20 protein-coding genes are annotated in these 24,711 nt (G+C 74.0%); 11 read left to right on the top strand and 9 right to left on the bottom strand.

Annotated features, from left to right (window positions below; genetic code table 11):
- Positions 1–19: 19 nt before the first annotated feature.
- Positions 20–760, top strand: coding sequence for a helix-turn-helix domain-containing protein (locus tag AC07AW_RS28500; protein WP_478818317.1), 741 nt, complete (start codon positions 20–22; stop codon positions 758–760).
- On the opposite strand, the gene AC07AW_RS28495 is transcribed toward AC07AW_RS28500, so the two are convergent.
- Positions 694–1,110 (bottom strand): VOC family protein, encoded by a 417-nt coding sequence (locus AC07AW_RS28495; RefSeq protein WP_478818316.1) that lies wholly within the window; start codon positions 1,108–1,110, stop codon positions 694–696. The genes AC07AW_RS28500 and AC07AW_RS28495 overlap by 67 nt on opposite strands.
- 101 nt (positions 1,111–1,211) lie before the next feature.
- Between AC07AW_RS28495 and AC07AW_RS28490 the strand changes: the two genes are divergently transcribed.
- The 3 genes from AC07AW_RS28490 to AC07AW_RS28480 all read left to right on the top strand — a co-directional run bounded on the left by AC07AW_RS28490 (position 1,212) and on the right by AC07AW_RS28480 (position 5,081).
- Entirely contained in the window at positions 1,212–2,213 is a 1,002-nt protein-coding gene (locus tag AC07AW_RS28490; RefSeq protein ID WP_478818315.1) for a hypothetical protein, read from the top strand.
- Positions 2,214–2,484: 271 nt separating this feature from the next.
- Positions 2,485–3,609, top strand: a complete 1,125-nt coding sequence (gene rsgA / locus AC07AW_RS28485) for a ribosome small subunit-dependent GTPase A (RefSeq protein WP_478818314.1) — start codon at positions 2,485–2,487, stop codon at positions 3,607–3,609.
- Positions 3,610–3,728: 119 nt separating this feature from the next.
- On the top strand, positions 3,729–5,081 hold the full coding sequence (locus AC07AW_RS28480) for a DNA-3-methyladenine glycosylase 2 family protein (RefSeq protein ID WP_478818313.1): 1,353 nt from the start codon (positions 3,729–3,731) through the stop codon (positions 5,079–5,081).
- Here the strand turns inward: AC07AW_RS28480 and AC07AW_RS28475 are convergent.
- The 4 genes from AC07AW_RS28475 to AC07AW_RS28460 all read right to left on the bottom strand — a co-directional run bounded on the left by AC07AW_RS28475 (position 5,051) and on the right by AC07AW_RS28460 (position 7,622).
- Positions 5,051–5,458 carry a PPOX class F420-dependent oxidoreductase gene (locus tag AC07AW_RS28475; protein WP_478818312.1) on the bottom strand — a complete coding sequence of 136 codons (408 nt, stop codon included), beginning with the start codon at positions 5,456–5,458 and terminating at the stop codon, positions 5,051–5,053. The genes AC07AW_RS28480 and AC07AW_RS28475 overlap by 31 nt on opposite strands.
- 53 nt (positions 5,459–5,511) lie before the next feature.
- Positions 5,512–5,994, bottom strand: a complete 483-nt coding sequence (locus AC07AW_RS28470; RefSeq protein WP_478818311.1) for a DUF456 domain-containing protein — start codon at positions 5,992–5,994, stop codon at positions 5,512–5,514.
- A 67-nt stretch (positions 5,995–6,061) separates the two neighbouring features.
- Positions 6,062–6,496, bottom strand: coding sequence for a hypothetical protein (locus AC07AW_RS28465; protein ID WP_478818310.1), 435 nt, complete (start codon positions 6,494–6,496; stop codon positions 6,062–6,064).
- 142 nt (positions 6,497–6,638) lie between these two features.
- Complete coding sequence (locus tag AC07AW_RS28460) at positions 6,639–7,622, bottom strand: helix-turn-helix domain-containing protein (RefSeq protein ID WP_478818309.1); 984 nt, start codon at positions 7,620–7,622, stop codon at positions 6,639–6,641.
- Between the two features lie 232 nt (positions 7,623–7,854).
- Between AC07AW_RS28460 and AC07AW_RS28455 the strand changes: the two genes are divergently transcribed.
- From AC07AW_RS28455 to AC07AW_RS28440, 4 genes are all read left to right on the top strand, one after another.
- Entirely contained in the window at positions 7,855–11,622 is a 3,768-nt protein-coding gene (locus AC07AW_RS28455; protein ID WP_478818308.1) for a S8 family peptidase, read from the top strand.
- A gap of 123 nt (positions 11,623–11,745) precedes the next feature.
- Positions 11,746–13,212 (top strand): protein phosphatase 2C domain-containing protein, encoded by a 1,467-nt coding sequence (locus AC07AW_RS28450; RefSeq protein WP_478818307.1) that lies wholly within the window; start codon positions 11,746–11,748, stop codon positions 13,210–13,212.
- 27 nt (positions 13,213–13,239) lie between these two features.
- Positions 13,240–14,982 carry a pyruvate dehydrogenase gene (locus AC07AW_RS28445; RefSeq protein ID WP_478818306.1) on the top strand — a complete coding sequence of 581 codons (1,743 nt, stop codon included), beginning with the start codon at positions 13,240–13,242 and terminating at the stop codon, positions 14,980–14,982.
- A 49-nt stretch (positions 14,983–15,031) separates the two neighbouring features.
- On the top strand, positions 15,032–15,481 hold the full coding sequence (locus tag AC07AW_RS28440) for an ATP-binding protein (protein ID WP_478818305.1): 450 nt from the start codon (positions 15,032–15,034) through the stop codon (positions 15,479–15,481).
- A gap of 33 nt (positions 15,482–15,514) precedes the next feature.
- Here AC07AW_RS28440 and AC07AW_RS28435 read toward each other — a convergent pair whose 3' ends face one another.
- Both AC07AW_RS28435 and AC07AW_RS28430 read right to left on the bottom strand, forming a co-directional pair.
- Positions 15,515–16,627 (bottom strand): DUF2637 domain-containing protein, encoded by a 1,113-nt coding sequence (locus AC07AW_RS28435; protein ID WP_478818304.1) that lies wholly within the window; start codon positions 16,625–16,627, stop codon positions 15,515–15,517.
- A 204-nt stretch (positions 16,628–16,831) separates the two neighbouring features.
- Positions 16,832–17,698, bottom strand: a complete 867-nt coding sequence (locus AC07AW_RS28430) for a (2Fe-2S)-binding protein (protein ID WP_478818303.1) — start codon at positions 17,696–17,698, stop codon at positions 16,832–16,834.
- Between the two features lie 194 nt (positions 17,699–17,892).
- Between AC07AW_RS28430 and AC07AW_RS28425 the strand changes: the two genes are divergently transcribed.
- Both AC07AW_RS28425 and AC07AW_RS28420 read left to right on the top strand, forming a co-directional pair.
- Positions 17,893–18,684, top strand: coding sequence for a GntR family transcriptional regulator (locus tag AC07AW_RS28425; protein WP_478818302.1), 792 nt, complete (start codon positions 17,893–17,895; stop codon positions 18,682–18,684).
- A 332-nt stretch (positions 18,685–19,016) separates the two neighbouring features.
- Positions 19,017–20,672, top strand: coding sequence for a hypothetical protein (locus AC07AW_RS28420; protein WP_478818301.1), 1,656 nt, complete (start codon positions 19,017–19,019; stop codon positions 20,670–20,672).
- A gap of 33 nt (positions 20,673–20,705) precedes the next feature.
- On the opposite strand, the gene AC07AW_RS28415 is transcribed toward AC07AW_RS28420, so the two are convergent.
- Positions 20,706–21,494 carry a hypothetical protein gene (locus AC07AW_RS28415; protein ID WP_478818300.1) on the bottom strand — a complete coding sequence of 263 codons (789 nt, stop codon included), beginning with the start codon at positions 21,492–21,494 and terminating at the stop codon, positions 20,706–20,708.
- Between the two features lie 324 nt (positions 21,495–21,818).
- Positions 21,819–23,513 (bottom strand): PucR family transcriptional regulator, encoded by a 1,695-nt coding sequence (locus AC07AW_RS28410; protein ID WP_478818299.1) that lies wholly within the window; start codon positions 23,511–23,513, stop codon positions 21,819–21,821.
- Positions 23,514–23,818: 305 nt separating this feature from the next.
- Here AC07AW_RS28410 and AC07AW_RS28405 point away from each other — a divergent pair, with 305 nt between their 5' ends.
- Positions 23,819–24,709, top strand: a complete 891-nt coding sequence (locus AC07AW_RS28405; RefSeq protein ID WP_041131867.1) for an FAD binding domain-containing protein — start codon at positions 23,819–23,821, stop codon at positions 24,707–24,709.
- The last annotated feature ends 2 nt before the right edge of the window (positions 24,710–24,711 follow it).

Here is a 24,711-nt window from a genome sequence, read left to right as displayed (position 1 = left end):
CAGGCCCTAGGCTCGAAGGATGTACGAGGAGCGCCCCGCCCTGCTCGACGGGGCCGTGCTGTGGACCCGCACCGCGGCCGCGGGCCCCACGGCGGAACGGCCCGTCCTGCCCGACGGCTGCATGGACCTGATCTGGGCCGACGGGAGCCTCCTCGTCGCCGGGCCCGACACACGCGCGTACGTACCCGGGGAGTTCGCCGCACGGTACGCGGGCATCCGCTTCGCCCCCGGGGACGCCCCCGGCTTCCTCGGCGTCCCCGCCCACGAACTCCGCGACCGGCGGGTCGCCCTCGGCGCGCTGTGGGGCGAGGCGGAGGCCCGGCGGCTCGGCGAGCGGATCACCGACGCCCCCGACCCGGCCGCCGCCCTGGAGGAGCTCGTCCTGCGCCGGGCCGCCGACGACTTCGCGCCCGATCCGCTGCTGCGGGCCGTCGTGGCGCGCCTCGCCGCCGGCCGGGCGGTCGCCGAGACGGCCGAGGCGGTCGGGCTCGGCGCCCGGCAGCTGCACCGGCGTTCCCTGGCCGCCTTCGGCTACGGCCCGAAAACCCTCGCGCGCGTGCTCCGCCTCCAGCGCGCGCTCGCCCTGGTCCGGGCCGGGGTCCCGTACGCGGAGGCCGCCCTGCGCGCGGGCTGCGCCGACCAGGCCCACCTCGCCCGCGAGACCCGGGCCCTGGCGGGGACCACCCTGAGCGCCTACGCGGCTTCTGTGTCCGCGAACAGCGAGACCCCGCTGCCGTCCGGGTCGAGCACCACCGCGTAACGCTGCCCCCACACGGCGTCCCAGGGCTTCAGACGCCCCCGGTACCCGGCGGCGACCAGCTCCTCGTACACCGCGTCCACCTCCGCCGGGGAACCGCAGCGGAAGGCGAGCTCGACCCGGTTGCCGCCCGCCGGGCGCGTCCAGTCGGGGTCGAAGGAACGGACGACGTCCTCCGTGTCCCAGGCCATCCGCAGCCCGCCGGGCAGCGCCGCCTCCACGTGCGGGGCGGACTCGGCGCCGGCCGGGACGTCCAGGCCGAGGCGCCGGTAGAAGGCGAGCGAGGCGGCCATGTCGGAGACGACGAGACCGACGAGGTCGAAACGGGGCGTGATGCGGGGTGCTGTGTCCATGACGGCACGGTAGGCACGGGGCGCGCGGCCGGTCTTGTACGAATCGGACGCAGGTCCCCGTTGCCTCCCGCGGTGTCCGGCCCGGGGGCTACGGTCGGGCCATGAGCACGCGCGCGTACGGACGGACGTCCTGGCCCTGGGCCGCGGCGGCCGTCCTGCTGTTCTGGCAGACCTGGTTCCTCTTCCACGTGTACGCCACCGAGCACTCGGGCGTGCGCTGGGACTGCGACTCCGAGGGCTGCGGCACGAACGACCTCGCGGGCGCGGCGATCCCCTTCGGGGCGGCCTCGGCGCTCGCCGCCGCCGTGCTCGCCGCCCCGTACCTGGGCCTCGGCGGTGCCGGTGTCGGCCTCCTCCTCGCGGCCTTCGGGCTCCTCGTGCGCCGCGAGGACGACCACGCGCTCCTCGCCGCCTACGGCCTCGCCGCGCTGGGCGTCGCCCTCGTCCTGGCCGGAGCGGTCCGGGCCGTACGCCGCGGGCCGGCGGCCGAGGAGGACGACGGGCCCCCGCGCCCGCGTGGCCGCCCCCGGATCCCCGCCCTGCTGCGCCGCCTCGTCGCACCGGCCACCCTGGTCGCCGCCGTCCCGGGGACCCTCGCGGCCACCGGGCTGGTGCACGGTGCCCTCGACGGGCCGCGCTGGATCATGATGCTCGGGCTCAACGGCACCGCCGCCCTGCTCGTCACACTCGGCTCCGCACGGCTGAACCACCGTCCCGGCGTGGCCCGGGGACCCGTTCCCGCCGAGGTGGCCGCCCACGCGCCGGCCCGGCTGAACGCCCTCACCACCCGCGGGACCGCCTTCGTCTTCGACCTGACCGTCCGGCCCGAGCGCGGCGCCCCGTACCGGATCGCGGTCGAGCACCCGCTCGACCTCCAGGACGTCCGCGTGCACCGCGCGGCCCTCGTCCGGCACGACCCCCGCCGCCCCTGGCTCGTCGACCTGCCCCAGGATCCGCCCGCCGCCGAGCTGGCCCGGGCCCGCGCCGCCGCCCGCGCCGAGGACCCGCTCCCCGCCCCGCACCTCTGGTCCCCGCCCCCGGGCGTCCCGGCCCTGCTGCTCACCGGGGTGCTCACGACGGTCCTCGTGACCCTGCTCGCCTGACCGGACGCCCCGGCCGTGGCCTGAAGAAGGGCCCGCACCGTGGCCTGAAAAAACCGTTGGCGCGTGCCGGACCGCTCCGGCTACGGTGCAACCCGTACGCAAGATCGCGAGAAGACGCGATCGCGAAAGACAACAGGAGGTGTGACCGATGGCTGTCGTCACGAAGGGCCTCGCCCACACGCGGATGTTCATCCACACCACCTCCGCGGCCACCGGCTGACCTCACTCTTCCGTCTTTCAGCGCCGGGGCCGCCCCTGTGAAGGGTCCCCCTTGTCTTTCCCGCTTTCCCCCGTCTCGTCTTCTTCTTCCTCTTCTTCCTCGCTCGACGCCCACGGCTGGGACTCCGGCTGGGCCACCGTCTTCGCGCCCTACGCCGCCCAGGGACTCCTCCCGGGGCGCGTGATCCGCGTCGACCGCGGCCAGTGCGACGTCGCCACCGCCGAAGGCGTCGTCCGCGCCGACACGGCGTTCGTCACCCCGCACGATCCGCTGCGCGTCGTCTGCACCGGCGACTGGGCCGCCGTCGACCCCGAGGGCGCCAGCGACCCCCGGTACGTACGGGCGTGCCTGCCGCGCCGTACGGCCTTCGCGCGGTCCACCTCCTCCAAGCGGTCCGAGGGGCAGATCCTCGCCGCCAACGTCGACCACGCCGTCATCACGGTCTCGCTCGCCGTCGAGCTCGACCTCGGCCGGATCGAACGCTTCCTCGCCCTGGCCTGGGAGTCCGGCGCCCAGCCGACCGTCGTCCTCAGCAAGGCCGACCTCGTGCCCGACCCGGTCGGGCTCTCCTACCTCGTCGAGGACGTGGAGACGGTCGCGCCCGGCGTGCAGGTGCTGCCCGTCAGCTCCGCCACCGGAGAAGGCATCGACGTGCTCTCCGCGACCGTCGCGGGCGGCACGACCGTGCTGCTCGGCGCCTCCGGCGCCGGCAAGTCGACCCTCGCCAACGCACTGGTCGGCGAGGACGTGATGGACGTCCAGGCCGCCCGTGACGTCGACGGCAAGGGCCGGCACACGACGACCACCCGCAACCTCTTCGTCCTGCCCGGCGGGGGAGTCCTCATCGACACCCCCGGACTGCGCGGCGTCGGGCTCTGGGACGCCGAGGCCGGCGTCGGCCAGGTCTTCTCGGAGATCGAGGAGCTGGCCGGGGACTGCCGCTTCCACGACTGCGCCCACGAGTCCGAGCCCGGCTGCGCCGTGGCGGCGGCCATCGAGGAGGGCTCGCTGCCCGTGCGCCGTCTGGAGAGCTACCACAAGCTCATCCGAGAGAACCGGCGGATCGTGGCCAAGACCGACGCCCGGGTGCGCTCCGAGATGCTCAAGGAGTGGAAGCGCATGGGCCGGGAAGGCCGTACGGCCATGGAGATCAAGCGCGGAGGCCGGGGCCGGTAGGCCCGGTCCGTTGCCGTCGTGCCGTCGTGCCGTCGTGCCGTCGTGCCGCCGTCCCCGCCCCGATCGTGGTGTCCGAAAACCGCGAGCCGGGGCGGGGCGGCTCCCGCACACTGGGAGCCATGAGGGACGACGACACCCGCTACGAGGCGGTCAGCAGCAGGGACGCGCGGTTCGACGGAGAGTTCTTCTTCGCCGTCCGGACCACCGGGATCTACTGCCGCCCCAGCTGCCCCGCCGTGACCCCCAAGCGGCAGAACATCTCCTTCTACCCGACGGCCGCCGCCGCGCAGGGCCACGGCTTCCGTGCCTGCCGTCGGTGCCGCCCCGACGCCGTGCCCGGCTCCGCCGAGTGGAACGTACGGGCCGACGTCGTCGGGCGCGCCATGCGGATGATCGGCGACGGCGTCGTCGACCGCGAGGGCGTGCCCGGACTCGCCGGGCGCCTCGGCTACAGCACCCGGCAGGTGCAGCGCCAGCTCACCGCCGAACTGGGCGCAGGACCCGTCGCGCTCGCCCGCGCCCAGCGGGCGCACACCGCGCGGCTGCTGCTCCAGACCACCGGGCTGCCCGTCACCGAGATCGCCTTCGCGGCCGGCTTCGCCAGCGTCCGCCAGTTCAACGAGACGATCCGGGCCGTCTACGCCCGCACCCCCACCGCCCTGCGCGCCGAGGCGGGCAGCGGAGCGGGAGCCCGTACCGCGCTCGCCGCCGGGGTGCCGCTGCGGCTCGCCCACCGGGGCCCGTACGCGGCCGACGAGGTCTTCGACCTGCTGGCCGCCGAGGCCGTGCCCCGGGTGGAGGAGGTCGTCGGCACGCCCGGCGCCCGCACCTACCGGCGTACGCTCCGCCTCCCGTACGGCACCGGCGTCGTCTCCGTCGACGAGCGCTCCGTCGGGCGCTGGCTCGAGGCCCGGATCCACCTCACCGAGCTGCGCGACCTGACCACCGCCGTGCACCGGCTGCGCCGCCTCTTCGACCTCGACGCCGACCCGTACGCGGTCGCCGAGCGGCTCGGGTCGGCCGCCGGGCTCGCCGCCGAGGTGGCCGCCCGGCCGGGGGTGCGCTCCCCGGGCACGGCCGAGCCCGAGGAGTTCGCGCTGCGGACGGTCCTCGGCGCCGAGGAGTCGGCCCGGGTCGTCGAGCTCCACGGCACCCCGCTGGCCACCGCCTGCGGCACCCTCACCCATGTCTTCCCTGAGCCGGCGGCCCTGACCGGCCACCCCGTCGCGGGGCCGCTGGCCCGCGCCCTCGTCGACGGAGCCGTACGCCTCGATCCCGGCGCCGACCGCGACGAGGCCGAGCGCGCCCTGCTCGCCGTCCCCGGAGTGAGCCCCGAGGCCGCCGCGCTGATCCGGATGAGGGCCCTCGGCGACCCGGACGTCGCCCTCGTGGACGGGCGGGAGGCGGAGGAGTGGCGCCCCTGGCGCTCGTACGCCACCCGCTATCTGGGCGCGCTGCTCCCGGGGACGTAGTCCTCCAGGCCCCAGCTGTGCACCCGGCGCGGATGGATCCGGATGACCTCCTGGCTGAAGTGCGGGCCCAGCTCGTGCGGGCCCACGAGCAGTTCCGCCTCGCCGCGGATCTCGACGCCCCGCACCCGCCAGGGGCGGACGCTCGCGAGGTCGTCGACGACCAGCGCCACCTTCGGGTTCTGCCGCAGATTGCGCCATTTCTTCGTCCGGCCCATGCGGAGCCCGCCCACCAGGACGGTGCCGTCCTCCTGCGGGAAGAACCCCACCGGATTGGCCTGGGGCTGCCCGGACGGGTCGACGGTCGCCATCCGGGCGAGCTTGCGGCCCTCGGTGAGGTAGGCGAACTCGGTCGCGCTGAAACCCTCGAAATCCCTCATGTGTCCAGGATCGCGCGCAGCTCCCCGATCCGGACCGATCCGAAGGACGCCTGCTAGCCCCAGATCACCGCGCCCGCCCAGGCCCCCACGATCAGCAGGCAGGCGAAGAGCTCGACGAGCACGCTCGTGCCGGCCGCCCGCATCACGGCCCGGGTCGCCGCCCTCGCCTGGCCGTGGCCGCCGAGGCGGAGCCGCTCCGAGAGGTAGATCCCGCCGACGAAGCCGGGGATCGCGCCGACCACCGGGAGCAGGACGAAGCCCAGAACGGCGCCCACCCCCGCGTACGTCACCATGCGCCGGGTGATGCCGACGCCCCGGAAGCGGCGCGGCGGCAGCTGCCAGACGATCACCTGGGTGAGGAGCAGCAGACCGGTCGAGGAGGCGAGGAGGATCCAGGCGAGGTCCGTCCGCTCGTGCAGCGACCACCAGAGCATCGCCGCCCACACCAGCCACGTCCCCGGCACGCCGGGCGCGAGCACCCCGAACAGACCGAGCAGCATCACCGTCGCGATCATCAGGAGCTGCCACACACCCACGCTGCCCAGCGTGCACGACGGCGCGGATTCCCGCAGGTCGCGCGGGGCGTACGGGGTACGGGAGGGGTCAGGCGGCCAGCGGCAGGGCGGCGGCCACGAGATTGCGCTCCTTGCGGCTGATCAGCGGGAAGATCAGCTTCAGGGCGTTCTCGCTGTTCGGGGAGGAGAGGACGAGCGAGGAGTTCAGGATCCGTTCCTTGATCGCCGAGCGGAACAGGCCGTCGCGCGCGATCGTCATCGTGTGCTCGACCGGCTTCGCGAACACCGGATCCGCCCGGAAGATGAAGAGTCGGCGGTCCGTCATCGCCAGGTACATCGGGACCGGCGTCGGTATCACCGCCATCGCGCCACCGCTGAGGACGGCCGACGCCACGCCGAACGCGGCGGTCCGGCGCACCGACACGGTGCTCAGGCCGACGACACACGTCACCTCGACCCGCTCACCGGGCTCCAGCATCGGGGTCACGGTGGCCAGCAGGGCGCGACGGCGTCGTCCGTTCATGGGGGCGGGAACTCCTGAGGAAGAGGGTGCAAGCGGAACCGGCCGCTCACCTTCCCACACCCCCCGGGCTCAGCCGCGGGCGACCCAGTTCCCACACCCCCCGGGCTCAGCCGCGGGCGACCCAGTTCCCACGCCCCCGGGCTCAGCCGCGGGCGACCCAGCCCTTCTCGTACGCGTGCCAGCCCAGCTGCAGCCGGGTCGTCACCCCGGTCAGCTCCATCAGCCCCTTCACCCGGCGCTGCACGGTCCGCAGCCCCAGATCCAGCTGCTTCGCCACGCTCGCGTCCGTCATCCCGGCGAGCAGCAGCGACAGGATCTCCAGGTCCATCACGTCCGGGCCCGGCGCCTCGTCCTCGGTGATCTGCGCGCCCGCCCCGAGCCGCAGCGGCAGCGCCTCCCGCCACACCGACTCGAAGAGGCCCATCAGCGATTCGAGGAGCCCGCTCGCGTGCACGACGATCGCCGCGGGCTCGGCGCCCCGCCCGGTCAGCGGCACCATGGCCAGGGAGCGGTCGGCGACGACCAGCTTCGTGGGGACCCGGTCCGCGACCCTGATCTTCTCCTCGCGCCCGAGCGCCGCCGACAGTTCGAGCAGCCCGGTCGGCAGGGTGAGCACCTCCCGCTCGATCACCACCCGGTAGCGGACCCCGCGCCCGGCCGCCTGCTCCTCGGCGTGGTTCTCCAGGCCGGAGACCGCGATCGGCTTGCCCGTCACGAGGGCGCAGACCTCCTCCTGGGCGCCCAGCTGGAGCTGGAGGAAGCGGTGGGTGACCGCGCTCGCGCCGACGACCACCTCCACCAGGTCGTGCACGGCCGCCTCCTCGGCCTCCGCCCGGTACTCCTCGGCGAGCAGCGCGGCCGCCAGCTCCGCCTGTTCCAGCTCGTGGCGCTGCTGGGTGAGGAGCGCGCCGAGCGCGACCCCGGGCGGCGCGGCGACCCACCGGCCGGTGCGGGCCGAGGACTGGGCCGCGAGCCCTTGCGACTCCAGACGGCGCAGCGCCCGCTCGGTGTCCTGCTCGGGCAGGGCGAGCCGGTGCGCGAGATCGGTGACCTCGGCCGCGCCCAGCGCGACCAGGGCGCGGTACGCGGACTCCTGGCGCTCGTCGAGACCTATCACTCCCAGCATGGATGCCCCACCCCTCGCCGCACCTCCGGCGGGCGTCCCGGATCTTCCAGGGACGTTCGCCGGAGGGATTCGTTCCGTTGGTGACCTGGCGGGAAACGGCCACGGCGTATTCCCGCCTCACCCATCATCCCTGTACCGCCCTCACCTCTGCCAATGTGGCGCCACCGCAGCACCAACAGCCTCCGGCGAGGGGCGTCTTATGCCCATTTTCCGGATTCAGATGGGGAGAGCGATGCGTCCGATTTCGCGCACGGCCCTGGGGGCGGCGACCGCCGTCGTCCTGGCCGTCACCGCGGTCGCGCCGTCCATGGCCGAAGAGCCGCAGGACGACACGGCCGGCAAGCGACCGCTGGTCGGCAGCGAGGCCTCGGCCCGCACCGGCGACGGGGCCGGGACCGCCACGGTGACCCTGGTCACCGGCGATCGCGTCCTGGTCACCCGCGATGCCGAAGGCAACCCGGCGGCCACCGCCCTGCCCCGCGAGGACGGGACCGTCCCCCTGGTCCAGACCCGCCGCTCCGGCCAGGACCTGTACGTCTATCCCGAGGACGCCACCGCCGCGCTCGCCGCCGGACGCGTCGACGAGGAGCTCTTCAACGTCACCGGCCTGATCCGCCAGGGCTACGACGACTCCGCCACCACCACACTGCCGCTCATCGCGGTCTACGGCTCCGACCTCGCCCGCTCCGTCCCCGCCGCCCCCCGCGGCGCCAGGCGCGGCCAGGTGCTCAAGGCCGTCGACGGCGTCGCGCTCAAGGCGGAGAAGAAGCAGGCCGCCACCTTCTGGGCGGAGATCGGCGCCCCGGACGCCCGCTCCGCCTCCGGCATCGAGAAGCTCTGGCTCGACCGCAAGGTCCACGCCACCCTGGAGCAGTCGACGCAGCAGATCCACGCCCCCGAGGCCTGGGCCGCCGGCTACGACGGCAAGGGCACCAAGGTCGCCGTCCTCGACACCGGCGCCGACGCCGAGCACCCCGACCTCAAGGGCCGCATCGTCGCCTCGGAGAACTTCACCGACTCCGACACCACCGGCGACCACCAGGGCCACGGCACCCACACCATCTCCACCGTCGGCGGCTCCGGCGCGGCGAGCGGCGGCAGGAAGAAGGGCGTCGCCCCCGGCGCGGACCTCCTCAACGGCAAGGTCCTCAACGACTCCGGCTCCGGCGCCGCCTCCTGGATCATCGCCGGCATGGAATGGGCCGTCGCGCAGGGCGCCGACGTCGTCTCCATGAGCCTCGGCAGCTCCGTACCCACCGACTGCACCGACCCGATGAGCGTCGCCGCCGAGGAACTCGCCCAGAACAAGGGCACGCTGTTCGTCATCGCCGCCGGCAACTCGGGCCCCACGCACAACACGGTCTCCTCGCCCGGCTGCGCGCCCGACGTGCTCACCGTCGGCGCCACCGACCGCGACGACTCCACCGCCTGGTTCTCCAGCCGCGGCCCGACGATCGTCCACCACACCCTCAAGCCCGAGATCGCCGCGCCCGGCGTCGGCATCTCCGCCGCGGCGGCCGGCGGCCGGGGCGTCTACGCCTACCAGTCCATGTCCGGTACGTCGATGGCGACCCCGCACGTCGCGGGCGCCGCCGCCATCGTCAAGCAGCGCCACCCCGACTGGACCGCCCAGCAGATCAAGTCCGCGCTCGTCGCCTCCGCCGACAGCTCGGTCCCCGGCGACGTCCGCGAGGTCGGCGGCGGCCGCCTCGACGTCAGGGCCGCCATCGACCAGACCGTCCTCGGCGCCCCCGCCGTCCAGGGCGGCACCTTCAACTGGCCGCAGGACAAGAGCGACCGCGCCACGGTCTCCGTGCCGTACACCAACACCTCCGACGCCCCGGTCACCCTCGACCTGGCCGTCGAGAAGGTCACCGGCAACGACGGCTCCGCCGTCCGCTCGACCGTCGCCCGCCTCGGCAGGCACACCGTCACCGTCCCGGCCGGCGCCACCGTCGAGGTCCCGCTCGACCTCGCCCCCGACGCCCGCCTGGAGCGCGCCCAGTACGGCGACGTCACCGGCCGCGTCGTCGCCACCGGCCCCGGCGGCGTCCACGTCTCCACCCCGTTCTCGCTCTACGTCGAGCCCGAGACGGTCACCCTGCGCGTCAAGCTGATCGACCGTCAGGGAAACCCCGCCTCCGGCGCCTCCTCCCTCGACGTGATCGGCACCGACGACGCCACCGGCGAGCGCCGCTTCAACGAAGGAGCCGCCGACCAGGTCTACCGCCTGCGCCCCGGCAGCTACTTCCTCTCCTCCTTCGTCACCACGCCCGACGCGGGCGAGGGCGCCACGCTGAACGACTCGCTCAGCTACCTCGGCCGCCCGCAGGTCGAGCTGAAGAAGGACACCACCGTCGTCCTCGACGCCCGCCGGGCCCACCGGCTGTCGGTGAAGACCGACAAGTCCTCCGAACTCCGCGGCGCCACCCTCGCGTTCGCCCGCTCCTGGGACGACTTCTGGCTGCACGCCGGAACCGCCCAGGGCCCGCGCAGCATCCGCGGCTACTACGCCTCGGTCGAAGGCGGCGCCGACGAGGGCGACTTCGAGTTCGGCAGCTACTGGCGGGCCGCCGCCCCGCAGATCACCTCGCTGACCACCGGCGACGGAATGACCCTGCACCCGCTCACCGCCTCCCTCGGCTCCGACAACCTCGACGGCACCGGCTCGGCCCGCCTCGTCGACGCCGGAACGGGCACGCCGGACGAGCTCAAGGCCGCCGGAGTGCAGGGCCGCATCGCCCTCGTCCGGCTCCCGGACGGCTCCACCGGCGCGGGCACCCTCGCCCGCAACGCCAAGGCCGCCGGCGCCGTCGCCGTCGTCACGTACCACTCGGCCCCCGGCCGCTGGTACCCCTCGGGCGGCTTCACCGGCCTCGGCTTCCCGGTCCTCTCCGTCCCGTCCACGGAGGCGACCGCCCTCCTCGGCAAGCTGGCCGCCGGCGAGGTCACCCTCGCCTGGAAGGCCACCGCGAAGACCCCGTACCTCTACAACCTGGCCTTCCCCGAGGTCGGCGCGATCCGCGACGACGAGGAGTACCGGGTCCACGACGCGCAGCTGGGCCGCACCGACTCGACCTACGGCTCGGCCGGCATCACCACCGACTTCACCGACTTCCCGGCCGCCTACCGCCCCAGCGGCCTCGGCATCTCCTTCGGCTCCCTGGAGACCGTCCCCGCGCCCGGCACCCGCACCGAGTACTACTCCGCCGGTGACACCGCCTGGCAGCAGATGGTCAACAGCAGCTTCCCGTTCGGGGAGATCATGATCGGCGCCCGCCACGCGTACACCCCCGGCGAGCAGCGCACCGAGAAGTGGTACGACGGCGTCATCGCCCCCACCGCGCCGCGCGACACCACCGGCAAGCCGGTCCTCGTCGCCGAACGGCAGGGAAACCTCATCGGTTTCGCCAACGCCATGTGGGGCGACTCCACCCACCATGCCGAGCCCGGGTCCTTCGGCGACATCGGCAATGTGCGCCTGAGCCGTGACGGCGAGCTCCTCGGCGATTCCAGCTGGCCGTTCGGCGTCTTCGAGGTACCGGCCGAAGCCGGGACGTACACGCTCGAACAGAACACCATGAAGATAGGCAGCAAGGTGTGGGCCCGCTCCACATCCGTCAACTCGGTGTGGAAATTCACCTCCAAGCTTGACGAGAGCGTCTATTCTCAGGGCATCCCGATTCTCTTCCCCCGGTACAACCTTCCGGAGGACGGACTCAAGACCCTCGCCGCGACCGACGGCCAGCACATCGGCCTCACCGCGACGGGTCACGCGGGCTACACTCCCGCAGCGCTCACCTCGGCCAAGCTCTCGTACTCCTACGACGGGGGCACGACCTGGACCGAAGCGCAGGTCTCCCAGCAGGGCGACGGCTGGACCGCGACCGTGAACCACGCGGGCGCGACCGGCAGGCAGGTCACCCTGAAGACCGAACTGACGGACGCCAACGGCAACTCCGTCACCCAGACCGTGGTCCGCGCTTACGACGTGCGTTGACCACGCCGGTCCGCCGGGCGTCCTTCCCGTGGGGGGTGGGGTCGCCCGGCGGACCACCCATTTGCGGCAACGGTTTTCCTGATGTCCCGTTTTCCGGCGCCGTGAGCTGTGGACAATAAGGGCATGACTCAGCAGGGGGACAACTGGTGGGACAAGCTCTACGACGACGCGGCGCCGGACACGGCCGCCCCGACGGCCTCGGGTGACACACTCGACGACCACTTCGACACGACACCCCGCGCGGTACCGAGCCGGGTGCCGACCCCGGACCCGGTGACGGCGCCGCCCCGGGTCACCGCACCCCCGCCGCAGACCCCGGCCCCGCCGCCGGAGCCCCCCGCGCCCCCACCCCCGCCACCGGCGCCCCCCGCGCCGAGCGCCCCCCGGCAGGCGCCGCCCGTGGTCGGGGCCGCGCCCTGGGAGGCGCCCGAGGGTGCGGGACCGCGGACCTTCCCGGGCCCGCCTCCGCCCGCCCCCGTGACCGTCGAGACGGACACCGTTCAGGTGCCGGTGTCCGAGGAGCCGGGCCCCGGCCCCGATCCCACCGTCCAGGTCGCCGCGCCGGCCCCCGACCCCGACCTCACCGTCGAGGTGTCCGTGCCCCGGCCCAGGACCGGGTTCGTCGGGAGCCGGCCGCCCACCTACGAGGCCGAGCCCACCGCGCTGCCCGTCGCCCGGCCCGGTGAGCTCGCCGAGCTCGTCGCCGACACCGTCCTCGACGGCGCCCGGTACGGCACCTGCACCCTGCGCGCCGCCTCCGTACGCGGCGACTCCGCCCGCTACCGGGGCGAACCCCGGCGCGACGCCCTGCTCACCGCCCGCTTCGGCCACGACGAGACCGCGCTCGTCCTCGTCGCCGTCGCCGCCGGCTCCCGCGTCGCCGAGGGCGCCCACCTCGCCGCCGCCGACGCCTGCCACTGGATCGCCGAGGCCGTCTGCCGCAGCCACGCCCGGCTCTCCGAGGACATCAGGTCCGGCCGCCGCGGCGACCTCAAGTCCGGACTGCACCGGCTCACCGACCGGACCTACGGCAAGCTGCGGGCCCGCGCCGCCGAGCGGGGCCTCGCCCCCGACGAGTACACGGCGACGCTCCGCTGCCTCCTCGTCCCCGCCGACCCCGCATGCCGCACGCGCGTGTTCTTCGGCATCGGCGGCGGCGGGCTCTTCCGGCTCCGCGACGGCTCCTGGCAGGACCTCGAACCGCTCCTGCCCGAACAGGCCGCCGTCACCGGCGCCCCCGTCGTCGGCTTCGGCTCGACGCCGCCGGTGCCGGAAGCCACCGAGGAGGGGGACAGGTTCACCATGGACCTCGGCATCACCACCGCCCCACCGCTCATCGAGGAGCCCGTACCACCGCCCGCCGAGCCCTTCCGCTTCCGCGCCTCCGTGGCCCGCGCCGGCGACACCCTCCTCCTCGCCTCGCCCGGCCTCGCCGAGCCGATGCGCGGCGAACCCGCCCTCGCCCACGAGCTCGCCGCCCGCTGGGCCGACGCCGAGCCGCCCGGCCTCGCCGCCTTCCTCGCCGACACCCAGCTGAGGGTGACCGGTTACGCCGACGACCGTACGGGGGTGGCGGTCTGGGAGGCGTAACCCGCCGGGCCGTGTGTTGATGGAGCCATGGCCAAACAGAACGTGGCGGAACAGTTCGTCGACATCCTCGTCCGCGCGGGCGTCCGGCGCCTGTACGGAGTCGTCGGAGACAGCCTCAACCCGGTCGTCGACGCGATCCGCCGTACCCGGGCGATCGACTGGATCCAGGTACGGCACGAGGAGACCGCCGCCTTCGCCGCGGGCGCCGAGGCCCAGATCACCGGCAGCCTCGCCGCCTGCGCCGGCTCCTGCGGCCCCGGCAACCTCCACCTCATCAACGGCCTGTACGACGCCCACCGTTCGATGGCCCCGGTGCTCGCGCTCGCCTCGCACATCCCGTCCAGCGAGATCGGCCTCTCCTACTTCCAGGAGACCCACCCCGACCAGCTGTTCCGTGAGTGCAGCCACTACAGCGAACTCATCTCCAACCCGAAGCAGATGCCCCGGCTGCTCCACACGGCGATCCAGCACGCCGTCGGCCGCGGTGGAGTCAGCGTCGTCTCGCTGCCCGGCGACATCGCCTCCCAGCAGGCCCCGGAGAAGTCGGCGGAGACCGCCCTCGTCACCACCCGGCCCACCGTCCGCCCCGGGGACGCCGAGATCGACGTCCTCGTCCGGATGATCGACGAGGCCGACCGGGTGACGCTCTTCTGCGGCAGCGGCACGGCGGGGGCGCACCCCGAGGTGATGCAGTTCGCCGAGCGGATCAAGTCACCGGTCGGCCACGCCCTGCGGGGCAAGGAGTGGATCCAGTACGACAATCCGTACGACGTCGGCATGAGCGGTCTGCTCGGGTACGGCGCCGCCTACGAGGCCACCCACGAGTGCGATCTGCTGATCCTGCTCGGTACCGACTTCCCGTACAACGCCTTCCTGCCCGACGACGTCAAGATCGTGCAGGTGGACGTCCGGCCCGAGCACCTCGGCCGCCGCTCCCGGCTCGACCTGGCCGTCTGGGGCGACGTCCGCGAGACCCTGCGCTGTGTGATCCCGCGCGTCCACGCCAAGAACGACCGCCGTTTCCTCGACAAGATGCTGAAGAAGCACGCCGACGCGCTGGAGGGCGTCGTCAAGGCGTACACCCGCAAGGTCGAGAAGCACGTCCCGGTGCACCCCGAGTACGTCGCCTCCGTCATCGACGAACTGGCCGACGACGACGCGGTGTTCACCGTCGACACCGGCATGTGCAACGTCTGGGCGGCCCGCTACCTCTCGCCCAACGGGCGCCGCAGGATCATCGGCTCGTTCAGCCACGGCTCCATGGCGAACGCCCTGCCGCAGGCGATCGGCGCCCAGTTCACGGACCGGAACCGCCAGGTCGTCTCGCTCTCCGGCGACGGCGGCTTCTCGATGCTGATGGGCGACTTCCTGACCCTCGTCCAGTACGACCTGCCCGTGAAGGTGATCGTCTTCAACAACTCGTCCCTCGGGATGGTCGAGCTGGAGATGCTGGTGGCCGGACTCCTCTTGTACGGGACGACGAACAAGAACCCGGACTTCGCCGCGATCGCCCGCGCCGCCGGTGCCTACGGCGTACGGGTCGAGAAGCCCAAGCAGCTCGCGGGCGCGCTCAAGGACGCCTTCAAGCACAGGGGACCGGCCCTGGTCGACGTCGTCACCGACCCCAACGCGCTCTCCATCCCGCCGAAGATCAGCGCCGACATGGTGACCGGCTTCGCGCTCTCCGCCGGCAAGATCGTGCTGGACGGGGGAGTGGGGCGGATGCTCCAGATGGCCCGCTCCAATCTGCGCAACGTACCCAGGCCCTGAGCGGTGTCCGGAAAGCCCCACCTCATGAATGCGGACGGTGACACGGGGCATGCATCCCCGTGAGCCTGTTCGACGCGACCTGTGGGTGGGGGATATGGCCGGGGAGGCACGACAGCCGACTCAACTGCTCAGAAAGGTGGGATGCGCGGATCTCACCGCGGTGCCGGAGGTGCGACATGCCCTGCGTGAACTGCTGCGGAAGTGGGGCGGACCGGGCGCCTCCGACGTGGCCGAACTGCTCACCAGCGAACTGGTGACCAACGCCCTGGTCCATACCGAGCACGGGGCCGTCGTCACCGCGACGGTCGTTCCCGAGCAGTTGAGGGTCGAGGTCCGGGATTTCGTGCCCGGACTCAAGCAGCCGCCCGTACCGCCCGCCGACGACGGTACGCACGGCCGGGGACTCGTCCTCGTCCAGGCCCTCGCCGACTCCTGGGGAGTCGAGGACCACGGGGTGGGCAAGGTGGTGTGGTTCGAACTGAACGGCGGGGCCGCCTGAGAGGCGGCCCCGCCGGATTCCTTCGTCCCGCGCTCAGCCGAACTGCTGCTCCAGATCCTTGAGCTTGCGCTCCAGGGAGTCGAGACGCGGCAGCGCCTGGGTGTCGTCCTCGGCGGTGAGGTCCACCGTCCGGGACTCGCCGGGCCGGGGCTCATCGCCCCTGACGGCTTGCAGGGAGGGCCGGTGTCGAAGCGGCAGCTGTCCGGGGTCCGCTATGGCGGGCTCCGCGACGGCGGCCTGCACGGCGGCCGTCGCGGAGCCCGAACCACTGCCCGCACCCGGGCCCGGGCCGGTGCCGGATGCGGCGCCCAGCGCCGCCATCTCGACCTGGCGTCCGCCGCCGCGGCCGAGCCCGAAGGCGCGGTGCTGACGGTTGATCGCCTTGAGTCTCGCCCGGTCCAGCTTGACCTGGTCGCGCCGGCGGAGCCGGTTCTGCTCCTTCTCCTTCCGGTCCTCGCGCACCTCGTCGACCGCCTCGTCCAGGGTCCGTACGCCCTCCAGGAGCATCAGCGACCAGGCCGCGAAGGTCTCCCTGGGCGCCCTCAGCCAGCGCACGATCCGGATCTGCGGCAGCGGACGGGGCACCAGGCCCTGCTCGCGGAGCGCGGCCCTGCGGGTCTGCTTCAGCGCCCGGTCGAAGAGGACCGCCGCCGAGAGGGACATGCCCGCGAAGAAGTGCGGAGCCCCGTCGTGGCCCATGCCGCGCGGTGCGTGCACCCAGTTGAACCAGGCCGCCGCGCCCGCGAACAGCCAGACGAGCAGGCGCGAGCCGAGGGCCGCGTCGCCGTGGCTGGCCTCGCGGACCGCGAGCACCGAGCAGAACATGGCGGCGCCGTCGAGGCCGAAGGGTACGAGGTACTCCCAGCCCCCGGCGAGGTTCAGGTTCTGCCGGCCGAAGCCCACGAGGCCGTGGAAGGAGAGCGCCGCCGCGACGGCCGCGCACAGGAAGAGCAGCCCGTACGAGGCGAATCCGTAGACGGCCTCCTTGCGTCTGCGACGCTCCTCGCTGCGTTCCCAGGAGTCGTCGGCCGCGGCCTGGTCACCGGCGCGCTTCCCGCGCGCGAGCACCGCCACCGCCGTCAGGACTCCGGCCACCATCACGCCGCCCGGAAGCAGCCAGTCCAGCGATATGTCGGTCAGTCTCATGCGGTGTCCCTTGCATCGCAGTAGGGCGTTTGGCGGCCCATACTGGCCGACCCCGTGGGGCGCTCAAGGGGTTTCCGGGCAAGAGCACGCCATTGGGGTCGCGGGACATACGAATAGGTGCGATCTGGTCGAACGCTCTTACGGGGAACGGGATGTGAGTTCGATTTACGCCACTCGGACGGGTGGCGTAATCCCTCGGGACCCTCAGGCGGTCGCCGTCAGCCGGCGGACGCGCTCGGCGTCACAGGTGCGCGGGCAGGTGAGGCAGGTGTCCTCGGGGCGCAGGGTGTAGAAGAAGCAGCAGGTGGCCCGGTCGCGGGTGGTGCGCCGAGTGTCGTCCGGCCCCTCGGACCCCGCCAGCTCGCGGAAGCCCGCCCCGCCCGCGTACGGCTTGTACGGCTTGGGGGTGCCCGGCAGGAGCAGTTCGAGCTCGGCCGTCGCCCGCGGCTCCTCGCCGAGCAGGGCCCCGATGTACCAGAGGCCCTCGACGATCTCGTCCGTGGCCATCCCCCACAGGGCCCGGCGGCCGCGCCGCATCCGGGGCCCGAAGCCGCCGAGGACGGCCTCGAAGTGCTCGGCGAGCGAGACGCGCACCTCGGCCCGCAGCGCCTCCTCGTCGGCGACGACCCGGGCGCCGGGCAGGGCGGACGCGGGGTCGTCCGGCAGGCAGGCGAACTCCTCCACGCGGACCGCGAGACGGCCGAGCGCGCGCTGGAAGGCCACGTTCCGGGCGGGCAGGCGGGGTACCCGGCGGTCCAGGAACCAGGGGACGGTGACGAGGAGACAGGCCGGCCAGGCGTACCGGTGCAGTCCGAAACCGGCGACGACGTCGGGGCGGGCCCGGGCGCCGTAGTCCCGCAGTACCTGCGCGTCGTCCCAGGCGAGGAAGGCGTCGAGGCCGGGGCCGCCGGCCGCGAGCTCCTCCGCGCCGACCCAGCCCGCGCCGCGCGGCAGCCGCTCGCCCCGGGCGGGTTCCTCTATGCGCAGACCGGGAAAGACCTCGGCGAGCCGGGCGTAGGAGGCCGCGACGGGCGAGGTGAGGGGCGTGGGCAACAGGGCGGGGACGGTCATGCGGACCACCGAATCGCGAGCGTTGGCAGGTTAGCCTTACCTTACCCGATGAGGGGTGGGCTCTCACCACCCGAGAACCCCTCCCACCTGCGGCGGCAGCCCGTATGCCCCGGATGTCGGTCCGTTCGCCTATGGTGCACAGGGGACCCGGGCGACGCGAGCCGGGCCCGGCACGAGGCCGCAGGAGGACCCGGGTGGAGCAGGGCGCAGCGCGCGAGCGGGCGACGGAGAGACCGTCCCCGCCCTTCGGCGACGCCACAGGTCGTCCCGGCGCGTCCGTACGGGTGCCCGAGCAGGCGCGGGGCACGGAGGCGGCCCGGGGCGAGCACACCCACGACGAGCCCGCCCCCCTCGGCCCCCGCACCGTGCAGCGGCACTCCGTCCGCGGCCAGGTCCTCGAAGCCCTCCGCACCGCCCTCGTCGGCGGCGAGCTCCGCCCCGGCGAGGTGTACTCCGCGCCGGCCCTCGCGGAGCGCTTCGGCGTCTCCGCCACCCCCGTGCGCGAGGCCATGCAGCGCCTCGCCGTCGAGGGCGCCGTCGAGGTCGTGCCGAACCGCGGCTTCCGCGTCACCGAGCGCACCCCCCGCGAGCTCGCCGAGCTCGCCGAGGTCCGCGCCCTCATCGAGGTCCCCGTCATGCTGCGGCTCGCCCGCACCGTCCCGGCCGCCCGCTGGGCCGAGCTCCGGCCGCTCGCCGAGGCGACCGCGGCCGCCGCGGCCCGGGGCGACCGCGCCCACTACGCCGAGGCCGACCGGGCCTTCCACCGGGCGGTCCTCTCCCTCGCGGGCAACGAGCAGCTGCTCGCCGTCGCCGACGACCTCCACCGCCGCTCCCAGTGGCCCCTGATCAGCGCCCCCGCCGTCAGCCACGGCGTCCTCGTCGCCGACGCGGCGGAGCACACGGCCCTGCTCGACGCCCTGGTCGCCCAGGACCTGTCCGTCGTCCAGGCCTTGGTACGAGAGCACTTCACCGGATCGGATTCGTGAGCACGTTCCGGACCTGGCGGTCGTCCGGGTCCGGTTCCGAAGGCACTTCACCGGCTGGAGCCCTGAGCACGCCCCGGACCCGGCGGTCGCCCGGGCCTCGGTTCCGGAGGCACTTCACCGGTTGGATCCCTGAGCACGTCCTGGACCCGGCGGTTGTCCAGGCCCCGGTTCCGGGGGCAGTTCACCGGTTGGATCCCTGAGCACGTCCTGGACCCGGCGGTTGTCCAGGCCCCGGTTCCGGGGGCACTTCACCGGATCGGAGTCCTGAGCCTCCCGGGCGACTAAGGTCGAAGACGTCAGCCGTCCGCACCGCGTCGCCCGTGAGGTGTCCCATGACGTCCGCGACCTCGTCCCCGGCCTGGGACGGTACGGAAGCCGAGGCCGTCGCGCTGCTCGGCTGGCTCACCGATCCCGAGGCGCCCCGGCTCTGCCTCGTCACCGGCGCCCCCGGCAGCGGCAAGACGGCCCTCCTCGGCTGGCTCGCCGCGTACGGCCGCCGCTCCGGCCGGGCCCGCCGCCGCACGGCCCGGATGCTCGTCCCGCTCGCCGGGCAGAGCGCGCTCGGCGCGGCCTGGACGATCGCCGACCGTCTCGGCGTGGTGGCCCGCTCGCCCGGCGACCTCGTCCACGCCCTCGCGACCAGCGATCCGCGGCCCGCCGGCCGGACCGTCCTCCTCCTCACGGATCTGCACGCCGCGGCCGAACCCGCCGCGCTCACCCGGCTCATCGCGGAGCTCGCCGGCGTCGGCCGGATCCGGCTCGTGGTGGAGGCCCGGAGCGGCACCCCGGCCCCCGCCGCCCTGCGTGCCGAACGCCGGGTCACCGTCGTCGACCTCGACGGCGAGCCCGAGACCGCCGACGGCGCCGCCGCGGAGCCGGCGGTGCCGCTGCCGGACCTCTCCGACCCGGCGGCCGTCTGCGCGGCCGACCCGCTGCTCGTCACCACGGCGTACGTCACCGGCGCCGCCCTCGCCGGGGTGCCCGGCACCCTCGACGGGCCCGAACCGTCCGGCCGGCCCGGTGAGGGCACCGCCGACGAGCACGGCGGCCTGCGGGCCGCGTGGATGCGCGCCGGCCAGTCGCTCTGCCGCGAACAGGCCCCGGCGGAACGGGCGTTGGTGCTCCTCGCCGCGCTCGGCGACGGCGCCGACCCCCGGCTCCGCCCCGCTCTCGCCGAGCTCGCGGACGGCGCGCCCTGGCGGGTCCGGTGGGCCCGGCACCGCGGCGACCTCAACCCGCCCTGGCCGGGCCCGGTCACCGTGCTCGGCGCGGCCGGCGGCCCGCTGGAGGGCACCCTCCTCGTCGGCGACCCCACCGGCACCGTACGGCTGCTCCACGAGGCCGACGCGAGCCCCGTCGGGCGCCTCGCGCACAGCGTGCCCGGCCGGATCACCGCGCTCGCGCCCGCCCCGGACGGGACGGTGCTGCTCCTGGACGACCGGGGCCGGCTGCACGCCGTACCGGGAAGGGCGCCCCGGCCCCCGTATCTGGAGCGGCTCACCGCGGCGGTCTCGGCGACCCTGGCCCGCCACCCGGGCACCGCCCTCGCGGCGATCGCGGGCTCGGTGGTGGTGGGGGACCGACTGGGCTCCGTCCACGCCTTCGGCCTGACGGGCCTTCACCAGTCGGCCTCGCACAGCGGCCGGGTCACCGCCGTCGCGGCGGTCGAGTCCGAGACCCCGTTCGTCTGCTCCGGCGGCGCCGACGGGAGCGTCCGGCTCTGGATCCCGGGCCGCGACACGCGCCCCGAACCCCTCGTCGAACGCCCCTCGCCGGTCGTCTCCCTGCACGCGACCGAGACCCCGCACGGGCCGCTGGTCGCCGCGGCCTGGGCCGACGGCCTCGTCGAACTCCACCGACCCGAGGGCGGCCCGACGCTCTCCTTCCGGCCGGGCCCCCCGGTCCGCGCGGTCGCGGTCACGGGCGCCGGGTCCCTCCTCGTCGGAACCGACGACAGCCTGGTCTGTCTCGCACCCAAGGAGGAGTGACGAGACGTCACCAGGCCTTCATCGCCCATGACTTCAGGTCGCCGCCCGAGGCGTCAGCTGGGCCGACAGCCAGGTCGGGACCCCGCCGAGGAGCTGGAAGAGCCGTCTCGCCTCGGCGCGCAGACGGCCCGCCTCCGGTTCCGTCTCCGTGGTCGCAAGGGCCGTGAGCGCCGGAGCCGTGCCGACCAGATAGCCCAGCTCCTCACGGATCCGCAGGGACTCCGAGAAACCGTGCCGCGCCTCCGCCAACTCCCCCTCGCGCAGGGCGAGTCCGGCGAGGTGCCGCCAGGTGAAGGAGAGCAGGAGCGAGTCCCCCTGCGCGGTCGCCCCGGCGTGCGCCCTGCGGTACGCGGCGCGGGCCGCCTGCGGGGAGTCGCCGAGGTTCTGGGCGACGAGCCCGCGCCGGAAGTCCAGGAGCGGCCGCCCGTCGGCGGAGGGGCTGATCAGCGCCGCCGCCCGGCCGAGCGCCATCCGGGCCTCGTCGGCCCGGTCGCGTACGCCCAACAGCGTGGAGGCGTAGGCGAGATAGCCGCGTTCGCAGGCCGCGGCCCCGCGTTCCTCGTCGGTGCCGGCCACCGCCTCGGCCGCCCGGAGCGCCTCCTCGGCGTCGGCCCAGCCCTTCTCGGTGTAGAGGCAGCGCTCGATGAGCAGCGCGGCCCTTTCCAGTGCGGCTGCCGGCCGGTCCGCGTGCGGCGCAAGGAGCGCCGCCGCGTCCGTCCAGCAACCTCGGGAGCGGAGCCGCCATATGGCGGTCTCCACGGGTGTCTCCTTGCCGTAGGCGAGGGACGGATCTTCGCCACCCCTTGATTCGGAACCAGACATGGCGGTATCCGCCACATTGCCCTCCCCGAGCGCGCCATTGAGCTGTTGAGTAGGACGGCATCTCAGCACGAACGGCAGCACCCGGCCAAGGGGTCGGGTGAAAGAATTCACAAACTCGCGCCGGGACGGAGACCCCCGCCCCGATCCGGCGCGACGGACCGCCGGCACGCCGATCGGCCCGTGATCACGCCGGTGATCAGGCCCGGACCCGGTCCGCGGGACGCGTCGCGCGGGAGACGCCGAAGGCCCCGGCACCACTCCTCCGGACTCGCCCGAAGGAGTGAATGGCCGGGGCCCCGAACCGTTCGAACCGGCTCTCGCGGCTCAGCTCATCCGCAGCGCGAGGAAGAAGTCGAGCTTGTCCTCCAGACGGGAGAGATCACGGCCCGTGAGCTGCTCGATCCGGCCCACCCGGTAGCGCAGCGTGTTCACGTGCAGGTGGAGGCGGGTCGCACAGCGGGTCCAGGAGCCGTCGCAGTCCAGGAACGCCTCCAGGGTCGGGATGAGCTCCGCCCGGTGGCGCCGGTCGTAGTCCCGCAGCGGGTCGAGCAGCCGGGCCGTGAAGGCCCGCCGCACGTCGTCCGGCACGAACGGCAGCAGCAGCACGTGCGAGGCCAGCTCGTGGTGCCCCGCGGCGCAGACCCGGCCCGGACGGGCGGCGGCCACCCGGCGGGCGTGCCGCGCCTCCTCCAGGGCCCCGCGCAGGCCCTCCGCCGAGTGCACGGCCGCGCTGACGCCCAGCGTGACGCGCCCGTCGTCGGAGAGGCCCGAGGAGAGCGGAGCCCGTACGGAGGCGAGCAGCGCGTCCGCATGCAGCCCGAGGGCGGGCGCCGGGCCGTCGTCCTCGCTCTCCGGCAGCGGCCCCGCGGCCAGCGGGACCAGGGCGATCGCCTCGTCGCCGCTGTGCGCGACCGCTATCCGGTCGGCCGACTCGGCGCCGATGGTCGCCGGGTCGACCAGGATCTCCTCCAGGAGCGCCTGGGCGACCGGCCCGCCGTCCACGGGGGCCTGACCGGCCTCCTGCTCCCACTCGACGCGGGCGACGACCACCTGCCAGTGCGGGGCCGTGCCGAGCCCGGGCAGCAGCACCGGGGCGGCGACCCGCAGCCGGGCGGCGATCTCGGCGGGCGCGGCGCCCGTCTGCACGAGCTCCAGGACCTCCTGGGCGAGCCGGCGCCGTACCGTACGGGCCGCGTCGCGCCGGTCCCGCTCGACGGCGATCAGCTGGGTGACGCCCTGGAGGAGGTCGAGCCGGGCGGCGGGCCACTCCCCGGCGTCCGCCTCGACGGCGAGCAGCCAGTCCGACAGGACCGTCTCGCGCACGTCCCGGGAGGCGGGCGCGGCGCCCCGTCCGGTGTTGCGGATCGGGAAGAGCGAGTACGTGGCTCCGGCGACGTTCAACCGGTGCGGGCCGCGTCGGCCGGTGCGGGTGGCGGCCAGGTGCTCACCGGCCAGGGTGGCGGCGAGCCCGGCCTCCAGGGGCTCTCCCGCGCCCGCGATCTGGCGGCCGGTGGGGGAGAGGACCCAGGCCCGCAGGTCCAGGTCGGAGCCGAGGAGGTCGAGGACGACCTCGGGTCCGCCGCCCGCGGGTCCCGAGGTCATGAGCCGCCGGTGGCGGTCGACGACGGCCGCCAGGTCGCCGGCCCGCTCGCCGGAGACCTGTCGAACAACATGCTCGGTGATCGTCGCGAACGCAACGGACTCGTTCACAGCGAAGAGCGGAAGCCGGTGGCGCAAACACGCCGCCACGAGATCGTCGGGGATGTCGCCGAGCTCGGCCTCGCCGGCGGCGAGGGCCGCCACTCCGGCCGAGGCCAGGATCCGGACGAAGGGCTCGGCGTCGGCCGGTTCCGTACGCCAGGCGAGGCCGGTCAGCACCAGCTCGCCGCCGGACAGGTACCGGCTGGGGTCCTTGAGGTCCGTGGTCATCACGCCTCGGACGGTCCGGTCCAGCTCGTCCTCGCCGCCGAGCAGGCGCAGCCCGAGCGCGTCGTTCTCCAGCAGTGCGCGCAGCCGCATCGTGTCGCCGCCGTTCCTTCGTTCGGTGATGGTGGGTGTCGCGTTGTCGACGGTGGGGTGGTGCCACCGTTTCCAGGGGGAAACGGCGAGGGTTCTGTTCCCCGCCTTTCGTTCGAATCTACAAGACGACGACGGGGACCGGCCAACTCCTTCATGTTTTCGGTGACTGCACCCGGGCGATCGTGGCTTGTGTACTAGGCCACACACCGCGTGAACAGCACATGAACACGATGTCGAGGGCCGGCCGTCCCCCCGGACCCACTAGCTCGACCCCCGATCACCAGAATCACTAGAAGAGAGCCACCATGGACTTCCTTCGCCCCGCCAGCTGGGAGGAGGCGCTCGCCGCCAAGGCCGAGCACCCCACGGCCGTGCCCATCGCCGGTGGTACCGACGTCATGGTCGAGATCAACTTCGACCACCGGCGCCCCGAGTACCTCCTGGACCTGAACCGTATCGAGCTGCTGCGCGAGTGGGAGGTCGGCGAGGAGAACGTCCGCCTCGGCGCCTCCGTTCCGTACACGCAGATCATGGAGAACCTGCGCGCAGAGCTCCCGGGTCTGGCGCTGGCCTCGCACACGGTCGCCTCCCCGCAGATCCGCAACCGCGGCGGCGTGGGCGGCAACCTCGGCACCGCGTCGCCGGCCGGCGACGCCCACCCGGCCCTGCTCGCCGCGGGCGCCGAGGTCGAGGTCGAATCGGTGCGCGGCAACCGCTTCATCCCGATCGACGAGTTCTACACGGGCGTGAAGCGCAACGCGCTCCAGCCCGACGAGCTGATCAAGACCGTCCACATCAAGAAGGCGGACGGCCCCCAGCAGTACTCCAAGGTCGGCACCCGCAACGCGATGGTCATCGCCGTCTGCGCCTTCGGCCTGGCCCTGCACCCGGAGACCCGGACCGTGCGCACCGGCATCGGTTCCGCCGCGCCGACCCCGATCCGCGCCAAGGAGGCCGAGGCCTTCCTGAACGCGGCTCTGGAAGAGGGCGGCTTCTGGGACAACGGCAAGATCATCACCCCCTCGATCGCGAAGCAGTTCGCCGACCTCTGCTCGGCCGCCGCCAACCCGATCGACGACGTCCGCGGCACCGCCAAGTACCGGCGCCACGCCGTCGGCATCATGGCTCGCCGCCAGCTCGGCTGGACCTGGGAGCAGTACCGCGGCGCCGGCCGCACGCTTGAGGGAGCTGCATAACC

The organism is Streptomyces sp. NPDC044003, assembly GCF_056435185.1.
This window is presented reverse-complemented; position numbering and strand designations above follow the sequence as displayed.